This is a genomic window from Sphaerisporangium sp. NPDC088356 (assembly GCF_040685555.1).
Taxonomy (GTDB): domain Bacteria; phylum Actinomycetota; class Actinomycetes; order Streptosporangiales; family Streptosporangiaceae; genus Sphaerisporangium.
On the sequence record NZ_JBFBIK010000077.1, the window covers coordinates 22,409 to 34,672 of the forward strand.

At 70.1% G+C, this 12,264-nt stretch carries 11 protein-coding genes and 1 pseudogene; 8 read left to right on the plus strand and 4 right to left on the minus strand.

Going from position 1 to position 12,264, the window contains the following annotated elements:
- Positions 1–22 precede the first annotated feature (22 nt).
- Positions 23–265, plus strand: a complete 243-nt coding sequence (locus AB0O34_RS24980) for a hypothetical protein (protein WP_363919186.1) — start codon at positions 23–25, stop codon at positions 263–265.
- The gene (helR, locus tag AB0O34_RS24985; RefSeq protein ID WP_363919188.1) at positions 262–2,409 is read left to right on the plus strand and encodes an RNA polymerase recycling motor ATPase HelR; all 2,148 of its coding nucleotides are present in this window, start codon (positions 262–264) and stop codon (positions 2,407–2,409) included. Before AB0O34_RS24980 ends, helR begins: the two co-directional genes overlap by 4 nt.
- Positions 2,410–2,599: 190 nt before the next feature.
- Here the strand turns inward: helR and AB0O34_RS24990 are convergent, their stop codons facing one another.
- The 4 genes from AB0O34_RS24990 to AB0O34_RS25005 all read right to left on the minus strand — a co-directional run bounded on the left by AB0O34_RS24990 (position 2,600) and on the right by AB0O34_RS25005 (position 6,599).
- Positions 2,600–2,722, minus strand: coding sequence for a winged helix DNA-binding protein (locus AB0O34_RS24990; protein ID WP_363919190.1), 123 nt, complete (start codon positions 2,720–2,722; stop codon positions 2,600–2,602).
- A gap of 48 nt (positions 2,723–2,770) precedes the next feature.
- A complete protein-coding gene (locus AB0O34_RS24995; protein WP_363919192.1) occupies positions 2,771–5,071 on the minus strand; it encodes a tetratricopeptide repeat protein in 2,301 nt (766 codons plus the stop codon).
- 524 nt (positions 5,072–5,595) lie between these two features.
- Positions 5,596–5,733 carry a hypothetical protein gene (locus tag AB0O34_RS25000; RefSeq protein WP_363919194.1) on the minus strand — a complete coding sequence of 46 codons (138 nt, stop codon included), beginning with the start codon at positions 5,731–5,733 and terminating at the stop codon, positions 5,596–5,598.
- A 101-nt stretch (positions 5,734–5,834) separates the two neighbouring features.
- A complete protein-coding gene (locus AB0O34_RS25005; protein WP_363919196.1) occupies positions 5,835–6,599 on the minus strand; it encodes a class I SAM-dependent methyltransferase in 765 nt (254 codons plus the stop codon).
- 135 nt (positions 6,600–6,734) lie between these two features.
- Here AB0O34_RS25005 and AB0O34_RS25010 point away from each other — a divergent pair, with 135 nt between their 5' ends.
- The 6 genes and pseudogenes from AB0O34_RS25010 to AB0O34_RS25035 all read left to right on the plus strand — a co-directional run bounded on the left by AB0O34_RS25010 (position 6,735) and on the right by AB0O34_RS25035 (position 11,894).
- Entirely contained in the window at positions 6,735–7,337 is a 603-nt protein-coding gene (locus tag AB0O34_RS25010) for a TetR/AcrR family transcriptional regulator (RefSeq protein WP_363919198.1), read from the plus strand.
- A 351-nt stretch (positions 7,338–7,688) separates the two neighbouring features.
- The gene (locus AB0O34_RS25015) at positions 7,689–8,435 is read left to right on the plus strand and encodes a class I SAM-dependent methyltransferase (RefSeq protein WP_363919200.1); all 747 of its coding nucleotides are present in this window, start codon (positions 7,689–7,691) and stop codon (positions 8,433–8,435) included.
- 70 nt (positions 8,436–8,505) lie between these two features.
- Positions 8,506–8,907 (plus strand): dihydrofolate reductase family protein, encoded by a 402-nt coding sequence (locus AB0O34_RS25020; RefSeq protein ID WP_363919202.1) that lies wholly within the window; start codon positions 8,506–8,508, stop codon positions 8,905–8,907.
- A 414-nt stretch (positions 8,908–9,321) separates the two neighbouring features.
- Positions 9,322–10,749 carry a rifampin monooxygenase gene (rox, locus tag AB0O34_RS25025; protein WP_363919204.1) on the plus strand — a complete coding sequence of 476 codons (1,428 nt, stop codon included), beginning with the start codon at positions 9,322–9,324 and terminating at the stop codon, positions 10,747–10,749.
- Between the two features lie 45 nt (positions 10,750–10,794).
- Positions 10,795–11,001, plus strand: a pseudogene (locus AB0O34_RS25030) (zinc-binding dehydrogenase); the annotation flags it as partial.
- A 146-nt stretch (positions 11,002–11,147) separates the two neighbouring features.
- Entirely contained in the window at positions 11,148–11,894 is a 747-nt protein-coding gene (locus tag AB0O34_RS25035; protein ID WP_363919206.1) for a phosphotransferase, read from the plus strand.
- The last annotated feature ends 370 nt before the right edge of the window (positions 11,895–12,264 follow it).

Genomic DNA, 12,264 nt, shown 5'->3' on the forward strand with positions numbered 1-12,264 from the left:
CGCGAGGAGGTTGCCCGTCACAGTGGACGAAGCCGCTGTGCTGCCCGGCCAGTCGTTCCCACCGGAGGTGACTGACAGCCGGGTGCTGTCGGACCTGAACGCCCAGAGCTTCAACGCGCTGCACGCGAGGCGTTCAACAACCCCCGGGGCCTCGATCGGTCTGCCACTGGTGGACGACGTCCGCGACTTCATCTTCACCGACCGCCCGTGGCTGGCGGCGGACCCGAAGTGCCTCGGCCACCTCAGATCGGAGCTGACAACGTGAACCCCCTGACTACCAGCGCATTTGACCTTCCCGCCCACCTCTCCCCCAAGGCCGACCCGACGCTGATCTCCGGCGATGAGCAGCACTTCGCGGCCATCGCGGAGAGCCTCGAGCAGTCGATCGCCGACCTGTCCGACCGCCTCGACGCCGAGCGCAAGGCCCCCGGCGGCCTAGGCCGGCAGGCGATGGACCGGGACATGCAGATCCACCGGCTGACCGCTCGCCTGCGCGCATTGCGTCGCTTCGGTTTGGACCTGTGCCTCGGACATATGGTCAGCGCGGACAACCCCGAGCCCGTATACGTCGGACGACTTGGCCTCACCGATAGCGTGGGTCGTCGGCTGCTGCTCGACTGGCGCTCCCCCGCGGCTGAGCCGTTCTTCGGAGCCACCCACGCCAACCCGATGGGTCTGGCAAGCCGCCGCAGGTATCGCTGGACCCGCGGCCGGATCAGCGACTACTGGGACGAGGTGTTCACCTCGGACGGGTTCGAAGGGCACGCCGCGCTCGACGACCAGTCCGCCTTCATCGCCAGCCTGGGCGGAAACCGGTCGGCAAGGATGCGAGACGTGCTCGGCACCATCCAGGCCGACCAGGACGCCATCATCCGCGCGGGATCCCGCGGCGCTCTCGTCGTCGACGGCGGTCCGGGTACGGGGAAGACCGTCGTCGCTCTGCACCGCTCCGCCTACCTCCTCTACTCCGACCCTCGCCTCGGTCACCGCCGGGGCGGCGTGCTGTTCGTCGGTCCGCACCAGCCCTACCTGGCCTACGTCGCCGACGTCCTCCCCAACCTCGGAGAGGAGGGCGTGCAGACCTGCACCCTGCGGGACCTCGTCGCCGAGGGAGCCGCAGCAGCGATCGAGGCCGACCCGAACGTGGCCCTGTTGAAGTCGTCCGCGAACCTGGTGAAGGCGATCGAGACGGCCGTCAGGTTCTACGAGAACCCGCCAACCAAGGGGATGACGGTCACGACGCACTGGTCCGACATCTGGCTGAGCGCCGACGATTGGGCCGAGGCGTTCGAAGCACCAGAACCCGGTACTCCGCACAACGAGGCGCGCGACCAGATCTGGGAGGAACTGCTCACGATCCTGGTGGACAAGCACGACGGCGACGCCTCGGCTGACCTGCTCCGCAGGTCGCTGCTGCGGAACAGGGAGCTGCTCACGACGTTCAACCGCGCGTGGCCGCTGCTCGAAGCGGCCGACCTCGTCGGAGACCTGTGGTCGGTACCCGCCTACCTGCGGATGTGCGCTCCCTGGCTCAGCCCCGATGACGTTCGGCAGCTGCAGCGCGGGGACGCCCAGGCCTGGACGGTGTCCGACCTGCCGCTCCTGGACGCGGCACGGCAGCGGCTCGGCGACCCGGAGGCGTCACGACGTAGGCACCGGCACAACGCCTCTGTCGCCGCCGAACGCGAGCACATGGCCAAGGTCGTCGACGCCCTGCTCGAGGCCGATGACGATGGGGAAGGTGCGGTGACGATGCTGCACGGACAGGACCTGAAGGACGCCCTGGTCGACGAGACCGCAATGCCCGGCACCGAACCGGACCTGCTCGCCGGCCCGTTCGCGCACATCGTCGTGGACGAGGCTCAGGAACTGACCGACGCGGAGTGGCAGATGTTGCTGCTCCGGTGCCCGTCCCGGAGCTTCACCATCGTCGGGGACCGTGCCCAGGCAAGGCACGGGTTCACGGAGTCGTGGCAGGAACGGCTTGAGCGGATCGGGCTCGACCGGATCAACCTGGCCTCCCTGAGCGTCAACTACCGGACGCCGGAAGAGATCATGGCGGAAGCCGAGCCGGTCATCCGGGCCGTGCTCCCGGACGCCAACGTGCCGACCTCCATCCGCAGCGGCGGCGTCCCCGTCGTACACGGATCTGTTTCGGATCTGGGCTCGATTCTCGACAGCTGGCTCGCCACGCATGCCGACGGGATCGCCTGCGTCATCGGCGATCCCACGTTCCGGGCGACGTCCCGCGTCCGGTCGCTGACCCCGGAGCTGTCGAAGGGGCTCGAGTTCGACCTGGTCGTCCTCATCGACCCAGAGGCATTCGGCAAGGGCATCGAAGGAGGGGTCGACCGCTATGTCGCGATGACCCGAGCGACCCAGCGACTCGTCATCCTCACGAGCTCCTGACATCCTTGTCGAGCCTGTGCGGGCCCATCAGGGGCCTGTCCAGAAGACAGTTCTTCTTACAGGCGCGCGGCTGGGGCTTCTTTGCGTCGTCGCACCGTTTCGCCGGCGGGGAAGTGGGCGGCCACGGTGCGAAGCGTGGTCAGCGTAGGTGCGACCGGCTGGCCGGTGAGCATTTCCTCGATCGCGTCGTTCAGACCGTTCTGAACCGGTCGGCCAGCTGCCGGCCGGCCGCTGTGAGTGTCAGTGTGACGTGACGTCTGTCGCTCGCGCTGATCGCCCGCTCGACGAGCCCGGCGGTCACGAGCCGGTCCACCAACCTGATTCGCCGGGCACGGTGAAGCCCAGCGCCGCCGCCGTACGGCTACGGCGGGCCTGGAGACTGGAGCTTGCGGCGCAGGTCACCCGCCTGGGGGTGGCCGAGATCGTGGAAGATCTCGTAGGCCTCCAGCCAGCGCTCGCGGGCCGTCTGCGGGTCGCCGGTGGCCTCGCTCGCGTCGCCGAGGTGCCCGAGAAGCTGGGCCTGTAACGCGGGGCTGTCCATCGTGGCGACCAGCCGGAGGCCACGCTCGTAGTGCCCGATCGCGGTCTCCGGGTCGCCCAGCCACTGGTGGAGCAGGCCCAGCGAGTCCCAGGTGACCACCTCGTTGGCCAGGTCACCCGCCCGTTGCTGCAGCTCCAGCGCTCGCAGGTGGAACGGCAGCGCCTCTTGGTGAGCCCCGAGCCCGGAGTGGTACCAGCCCACCGCGAGGCTCGCCTTTCCCGCCCAGAGCGGGTCGTCGAGCTCGGTGAACAGGGACAGGGACTGCTCGGCCTGGTCCAGCGCACGCTCAAGGTCGCCTTGCAGCCAGTACACATAGGACAGCACGAAGCGGTTCTCCGCCTCGCCCGCCCGGTCTCCGGCGGCGAGGCTCAGCTCGAGCGCCTGCCGCATGTGGGCGTGCGCGTCGTCGAACCGGTCGAGCCGTCCGTTCACCGCGCTCAGGAAACGGTGAGCGTGCGCCGCCGCCGGCCGGTCGGTCATGGCGGTCGCCGCGCGCAGCGCCACCGCCCACGCCGCCCCTTCGTCCTGCCAGCGCCGCTCATCGTTCAGAAAGGTGTCCAGCGCCCAGCTCAGCTGCCACGCGTGCCTGTGCATGCCCTCCTCCTCGGCCTGCCGCAGCGCGGTCAGCAGCACCGCGTGCTCGGTCCTCAGCCATTCCAGGGCGGCCGCGAGGTCGACCACGCGTTTCGGCTCAGCCCCGTCGGCGGGCGCGCCGAGTGTCATCGGGATGGGCGCGCGCACCGGATTCAGCACCAGCTCGGCCTGGTACGCGGTGTGCGTGTAGTGGTCGAGCAGCCGGGTCAGCGCCGCCTGCCGCGCGGCCTCGGACTCCTCGACCCGGGCGCGCTCGCCGGCGTAGGCGTGCAGCAGGTCGTGCATCCGGTAGCGGCCGGGCGCATGCTCGGTGACCAGGCTTGCGTGGCTCAGTTCGGCCAGCGTCCGCCGGACCTCGGGCAGCGCGCGGCCGGCCAGCGCGGCCGCGGCCGCCACCGCGATGTCGGCACCCGCGGCGAGCCCGAGCAGCCGGAACAACCGTGCGGCGTCCCGGCTCAGCGCGTCGTAGGACCAGGAGAACACGGCGTCGATGTCGAGGGCCGCGAGCCGGCCGCCCGGGTGGCGCAGCTCCGCCGCGATCGCGGCGGGCGGGAAGCCGGTCAGTCGCGCCCGCGCACCGACCAGCGCCAACGCCAACGGGAGCCGTCCGCACGCGGCCGCGATCGCGGCCACGGCGTCACCGTCCGCGACCTCAGCCTCCAGGCGCGACGGGCGCCGACCGGTGTCCGCCGTGGTCGGGGAACGACGTGGCCGGGTCTCGGCCGCGGGTGACCCGGTGTTCGAGTCGGTCTTCTGCGGGGCTGCGGTGCCGAGCCGGTGACTGAGCAGCTCGACCGCCTCCTCGATGGCCGGGACGTCCAGCGTCAGCGCGGCGGCGCCGGTCTCGGCCACCAGGGCGGTGAGCTGCCGGCGGCTGGTGACGAGCGTACGGGCGGCCGGGCCGGCGGGCAGCAGCGGCCGGACCTGGTCGGCGTCGCGGGCGTTGTCGAGCACGACCAGCAGGCGGCGGCCGGTGGACCGGCTGCGGTAGAGCGCCACCTGCGCCGCGAAGCCCGGCGGGATGCCATCGGGCGGCACCCCGAGCGCGTCCAGGAATCCGCGGATCACCTCGGCCGGATCGACCGTGGCGTGCTGAGAAAAGCCGCGCAGGTCCACGTACAGCTGGCCGTCCGGAAAGCTGTCCGCGACCCGGCGGGACCAGTGCACGGCGAGTGAGGTCTTACCCACGCCGGCGGGGCCGGAGACGGTGAGCACCGCGGCCGTGGCCGCGTCGAGCGCGCGCAGCGCCTCGGCACGACCGGTGAATCCGTCGACGTCGGCGGGTAACTGCGCGGGCACCGGCGGGCGTCCGGCGTCCGGCTGCGCGGCGAGCTGGAAGGCGGCCCGCTCCGCCGGGGACAGTTCGAGCGTGTCGGCGAGCACCCGGACGGTGCTGGACCGGGGCACCGCGACCCGGCCGGACTCGATCTCGCGGATCTGCCGCTCGCTGATGCCGGACAACGCGGCCAGCTCCTCCTGCGTGAGCAGTGCCCGAACTCGGAAGTCACGCAGCACGTTGCCGAACATCGATCCCCTTCCCCGCCGGGCCACGGTACGCGATCATGTCCGCGCCGCCCGCAGCCTAACCGCCGCTCAACCGCCGGTCGAGCGCCTGCCGCTCGGACCGCCGCGGCTGATTCCTGGAGGGGCCTCAGCAGGCGCGGCCACGCGCTCACCCGCTCGCTGGCGGGCACGGCGTGAAATCCGAGCCGTACGGTCACCTGGACCACGTCGGCGTCGGGGTCGCGTACGGGCGGCAGGCTGACCCCGATGCGTGGAAGGTTCGTTCCTGTTGGGCACGAAACGCGCAGGTCAGGCGCCGCTTCGCGACATAGTCGGGAGCGGGCGGAAATTCTGGCGGTCCGGTACCGCAAGAATGCGGCACCTGCTCCGGCTCCATGGTGAACGGGCGCCTTTGGGGGGCCGCCGCCCGACCATCGAAGGAGACGACGTTGAAGTTCATGTTGAACATGCACAACAACCCGCAGATCTGCGCTGACCTGCACTGATGCATTTCTCAGGTGAGGGAACAGGGTGTGCCGGCAGTCCGGTCAGAGCGCCGCTCGGTCGCGGCGTCGGCGGGCAGCGCGGATTTCGGTGTCGGCGACCTTGTCGTCCAGCAGGGCGTACAGCTGGGTGGTTTCGGTGCTGGCGTGACCGAGGCGGCGGCGGACGGCCTGGATGGACACCCCCGGATGGCTGGCCGGCGCGCAGCCGCTGCGGCGTGCCTGGACGCCCGATGCCGCGCGACGTGACGAGGGTGAGGTCGGCGGCGATCTGGCGGATGGACTCAGTAGGTGCCGGCGCGTACGGCGGTCGCGACCAGGGTGGTGTAGTTCATCGTGAAGCGTCCACCCAATGAGTCGATGGCGCCCCCGACCGCGTCCAGTATCTCGGTCAGCTGATCGGGACGGAGTTGGGTGAGGCCGCCGGTGGTGGGTAGCAGGTCCAGCCATTGGTCGCGCGTGTAGGACTGCTCCCAGTCGAATCGCCACTGTTCGGGATCGTTGAACAGTTCGGTCTCGCGGATCTTTTCGGCGAACTTCGCGTATGCCGCCTGGTAGAGGTCGAGCGGACGTCGGGCCGGTTGGCCGTTGAACGGGGAGTCCGGCGCTGCCCGCCGGTAGGCAGCGGCGAACGGTTCGGCCACCTCGGCAGGCGGCTCGTACACGTGCCCGAAGATCGCCAGCCGTCCCCTTGGACGCAGCACACGTGCCGCCTTGACGGCGCCGGCGACCGGATCCACCCAGTGCCACGACTGGGCGGCGATGACCGCGTCAAACGTCCGACCGACTGGCTGCCAGGCTTCGAAGGCCGCCACCTCGACCTGCAGGCCGCGGGATCGCGCGAAGTCGGCCATCCGCGCATCGGGCTCGACGCCGAGCACGGCGCAGCCGGCGGCCTGGAACTGGCGGGCTGCGATGCCGGTACCACAGCCGACGTCGAGCACGTCAGGCCCGGGGCTCCCGGCGACGATCCGTGCCACCAATGCATCGGGGTAGCCGGGGCGGGCTTGGTCGTAGCGTTGCGCGTCCACGCCGAACGACTCGGCCATCCGCCGGGCCTCGTGCGGCTCCGCTGGGGACGGTTCTGGTTGCTCTCGCGGTAGTATGGGCATGCGCCCACCTTAGTGGGCATGCGCCCACTGGGCAACGGATGCCAGCGGGGTGACGCACGAAAGGATCTCTGAGTGCCGACTGGGGTGCACCTTCGCGACGCGCGGCAGCAGCTATTCGACGCTGCCGAACGCGTGCTTCTGCGGGACGGGCCGAACGGGCTGACCAGCCGGGCCGTCACCGACGAGGCGGGCTGCGCCAAAGGCGTCCTGCACCGGCACTTCACCGACTTCGACGCCTTCCTCACCGACCTCGTGCTCGACCGGGCCGCGCAGCTCGAGACGCAGGCGAGTGCGCTGCGCGAGTCCGCCGGCACCGGCACGGTGGCCAACAACCTCACCAGCGCGCTGACCACCCTGTTCGGACCGATTGCGGTGGCAATCATCCCGCTCATCACCTTCCGGGACGCGCTGCGCGCACGGCTGCGGCAAGCCAGACCCGGAGGCGGCATCGCGATCCTCGCCCAGGCCACGACCGCGATCTCGACCTATCTGGCCGACGAGCGTGAACTGGGCCGCATCGCGGCCGACGCCGACATCGACTCACTCACCCTCTCCTTGGTCGGTGGCGGGCATCTGCTGTTCGCAGACCGCGACCCCGGCCCGCCGACCACGGCAGTCGTCAACAAGCTCGTGACAGCCGTCATCGCCGACGCCGTGCAACGACGACCGGCCTAGGGACCCCCGAGTGTCGGCAAACGAGCCTCTGCCGACACTCGGGTCCGTGACCACGAGCCCGCAGGCGGCGCGAAGGCGTCCCGGCCGAAGCTCGATCTCGTCATGCAGTTGCTGCGCGGGAGCGACACGGCGAAGGCCACCCGGCTCGCAACGGTCTAAACCGGCCGCAGCGCCTTGGCGATCGCCTCCCAGTGCTGACGGGCCGGAGGTGCGCAACAGGTGCACGGGCAGCTCCTCGTATGCCGATCAACATGGTGAAATAGCGATCAAGCGACATCCGCGTAGTGACTCGCTACCCAGGCCACAGGCACTGTGCGGGGACGATGGGTGACAGCCAGAAAGGCAGTGTCAATGTCCAGCGCGCAGTTGTACGACACCATCGGAGCCACCTACACCGTGACACGGCGCACTGAACCGCGCATCGCTGCGCAGATCTGGGCTGCGCTCGGCGATGCCCGGACCATACTGAACGTTGGGGCGGGCACCGGGTCCTACGAGCCCCCCGACCGCCACGTCCTCGCGGTGGAACCGTCGGCGCTCATGCGTTCGCAGCGCCTTCCGGACGCGGCGCCGTGCCTGGTTGGAACTGCCGAGAACCTGCCATTCGATGACCAGTCCTTCGACGCCGCGATGGCTGTTTCCTCCGTTCATCACTGGCAGGACCCGATCGCCGGCCTGCGCGAGATGCGGCGGGTTGCTCGCCGCGTGGTGGTGTTCACGCACGACACCAGTGACACCGGATGGCGTCATCGGTTCTGGCTTACTCGCGACTACCTGCCTGAGGTCGCGAACCTCCTTGTCGGCCGGCCTTCGGTGACCGAGCAGGCCGGCGCGATCGGAGCCCGGATGGAACCTGTGCTCATCCCGTGGGACTGCGCTGACGGCTTCTTCGAGGCCCACTGGCGTCGGCCCGAGGCATACCTGGACGAGAACGTCCGTCGCGGGGTATCGGTCTGGGCCAGAGTCGGGCCGGAGGCCGAGCAGCGCGCGGTGCACAGCCTCCGTGATGACCTCGCATCCGGTCGGTGGGCCGAACGCAACCGAGACCTCGTCGATCTCGACGCGGCAGAGCTTGGCCTTCGCCTGCTGATCGCCTGAACCCGCGCCGCCCTCGGCGTGTGGAACATCCACTACAACTACCACCGGCCGACACAATGCCGAGGGATTCATGGGGTACTGGCCACCGGTCGCCGAAGACGAGAACGCCGATCCGCGTGATCGCGGATACGCGAAGTGGCTGGTCGACACGGAAAAGGTGGTCTTGTCGACCACCTTGACCGAAGCGCCGTGGGAACGCACCCGCGTGGTGAACGCCCCCGCCGCGGACGTCGTCGCCGAACTCAAGGCCACAGGTGAGGGCGACATCCTCGTCAACAGCAGCGCGAGCGTCATCAAGGCGCTCCTCTCGGCGGACCTGCTCGACCGGCTGTACCTCATGATCTTCCCCGAGATCGCCGGGGGTGGGCAGCGACTTTTCGACGACGGCCTGCCGACGTCGAAGTGGACGCTCACACACCAGGAGACCGGCGAGCTGGGCGAGATCGCCATGGTCTACGACCGAGTGCGCTGAGCTGGCCGATCAGCGCACTCAGCAGGCGAGGACCGCGGCGGTGACTCCCCCGCCGGCCTTGCCGCCGCGCTCGACGGCCTGGCCGAGGTCGCCGGCGAACCGCACGCAGCGGACGACAAAAGAAGAAGGCAAGGAGGTTTCCCCACTCCTTGCCACTCTCAACATATAGCGCACCGGGGGCCTTGCGGCAAGACCCGGGTCGTGCTGCAGAATCGTCGGCCGAGGCCAGAACCTGCGGTAATCGGGGATTCGCGAAGTAGGCGTGCTCTTGTCGACGTGTGGGTCTCGCGGAACGTCGAACCGCCGATGGAACTTGCGGTGCGGTTGCGGGCACTCGGCGCGGAGGTGCGGGTGCCCGCCGCCCGACCGCGCGGAGCAACTGGCCGAAATGCAACCTTGTCGAATGGGGGGTTCATGATTGACGTGATCGTCGCCGGCGGCGGACCGACCGGCTTGATGCTGGCCGCCGAGTTGCGGCTGCACGGCGTGCACGCGCTCGTGCTGGAGAAGGAGGCGGAGCCGACCGGGTATGTCCGCGCGCTCGGTCTGCACGTGCGCAGCATCGAGGTGATGGACCAGCGCGGTCTGCTGGAGCGGTTCCTCGCGCTCGGCCGGCAGTACGAGGTGGGTGGCTTCTTCGCCGGCATCACCAAGCGCTCCCCCAACAGGCTGGACACCGCGCACGGCTACGTCCTCGGCATCCCGCAGACCATCACCGAGCGCCTGCTGGCCGAGCACGCCGCCGAGGTCGGCGTCGAGATCCGGCGCGGCTGCGAACTGGTCGGGCTGAGCCAGGACGAGCACGGGGCGACCGTCGAGCTGGCCGACGGCACGCAGCTGCGCTCGCGCTACCTCGTCGGCTGCGACGGCGGCCGCAGCACGGTGCGCAAGCTGCTCGGTGTCGGCTTCCCCGGCGAGCCCTCCAGAGTCGACACGCTGCTCGGCGAGATGGAGGTGACCGAGGATCCGGCGACGGTGGCCGCCATCGTCGCGGAGGTCCGCAATACCCAGCTGAGGTTCGGCGCCGGGCCCCTCGGGAACGGGGCGTACCGCGTCGTCGTGCCCGCCGCGGGGGTGGCCGAGGACCGCACGGTCCCGCCGACCCTGGAGGAGTTCAGACAGCAGCTGCGGGTGACCGCGGGTACCGACTTCGGTGTGCACTCGCCGCGTTGGCTGTCCCGGTTCGGCGACGCCACCCGGCAGGCTGAGCGCTACCGGGTCGGCCGGGTGCTGCTGGCCGGCGACGCCGCGCACATCCACCCGCCGATGGGCGGGCAGGGACTCAATCTCGGCATCCAGGACGCGTTCAACCTCGGCTGGAAACTGGCCGCCGAGGTTAACGGCTGGGCGCCGGAGGGGCTGCTGGACAGCTACCACACCGAACGGCACCCGGTGGCCGCCGACGTGCTGGACAACACCCGCGCACAGATGGTGCTGCTGTCCACCGAGCCGGGGCCGCAGGCGGTACGCCGGCTGCTGGCGGAACTGATGGATTTCGAAGAGGTGAACCGGTACCTGATCGAGAAGATCGTCGCGATCGGGGTCCGCTACGACTTCGGCGAGGGGCATGACCTGCTCGGCCGGCGGATGCGGGACGTGGGGCTGAAGCGGGGTCGCTTGTATGAGCTGATGCACGGCGGCCGCGGGCTACTGCTCGACCAGACCGGCCGGCTCTCGGTGGCGGGCTGGGCAGAGCGGGTCGACCACGTCGTCGACACCAGCGAGGAACTGGACGTCCCCGCGGTGCTGCTGCGGCCGGACGGCCACGTGGCGTGGGTCGGCGACGATCAGCAGGATCTGCTCAGCCGGCTCCCCAGATGGTTCGGCGCTGCCGTCGGCTGAGCACGCAGTTGTGGCTCGTAAGGGCGGGACCTCAACACGCCCGGCCCAGAAGATGCCGGGCGCGGTGTGCGGACAGTGCGGGTCTTCACGCGCAGCGACGCCAACCACCTCGCCGAGCTGGTGACCCGCGTCGACGCCGGAGATCTGAAGATCAACGTGGCCGAACGGCGGCCGCTGACCGACCTGGCCGCCGTCCACGGTCAGGCCGCCGCCGGACGGCTGTCCGGCAAGACCGTCCTGACCCCCGCCTAAGGGCTCCTAACAAAAGTGGTGGACTTGACCTGGTCAGCGGTCGGTGTCGCGCACGAGGCCGCTTGGTAGCGGGACGCGGTCAGCCGCGCAATCGCACGTGACAAACCTGGTGACGTCGGTGATCGTCCCCGGAATACTGGTCGCCCATGGATGAGGTCAAAGTGGTCGTCGCCCATTCCGAGCGCGCGACCCTGCGCGTCGGCGACGTGTTCCTGAAGGTGGACGCCGATCCGACGCGCATCGACGTCGAGGTCGAGGCGATGGCCCTGGCGCCGGTCCCGACCCCGAAGGTCCTGTGGCACAAGCCGCCGGTGCTCGCGATCGCCGCGGTCCCGGGGACGGCGCTCGGCTGCCTCGGCGAGCCGTCGACCGCGTCCCCGGCGGCGTGGGCCGCGGCGGGTGCCGCCGTCCGGAGGTTGCACGACGCGCCGTTGCCTGCCCGGACCGGCCAGGCCGGCCGGGGCATCGACGAGTTGGCGGCGGAACTCGACGGCGAGTGCGAGTGGCTCGTGACGAACGGCGTCCTGCCCGCCGACCTGGTCACCCGCAACCGCCAGGTCGCCGAGGCCGCGCTGCGGCCCTGGAGTCCGGCGTTCACACACGGCGACCTGCAGATCGCTCACGTGTTCGTCGACGGCGACGAGATCACGGGCATCATCGACTGGTCCGAGGCAGGCCAAGGTGATGCCCTGTTCGACCTCGCCACCTTGACGCTCGGACACGAGAAGCGTCTCGGCGACGTCGTCGCCGGCTATGGCACCGATGTCGACCTCGACGTGATCCGCGCGTGGTGGTCGTTGCGAAGCCTGCTGGTGGTTCGCTGGCTGGTCGAGCACGGCTTCGACCCGTTCGCGCCGGGCTGTGAGATCGACGTGCTGAGATCCCGGCTGTGAGGCTGCGCGGGCCCGACTGCTATGACGGGGTTGAGTAGCAGCGGTACAGGGTAAACGCTCAGATTGATCATGGTCTAGTCGTGGCCGGAGGGCGTTGACACGGTTCGCATACTCACGACGGGCCTTGCGCTGCGCGGGTATTGCCGAGGCGTCGTCGAGTGGCTCGCACCGGGCGAGAAGTCGGCGGTGCACCGCAGGGGTGGCCCTGACACGCAGGGTGTAGCCTGGCCGCGTCGCACCGCCTGGCCCTTCTCGAGCGCGGCCCGTTCGGTGTTGTCCAGCTCGGCAGTGCGCAGGAAATCTGCGGCCTTGCCCGGCATGTCGAGGACGACCGGTATCTCCGGCGCCGGAGCGTCCTGGTGGCCGGCCG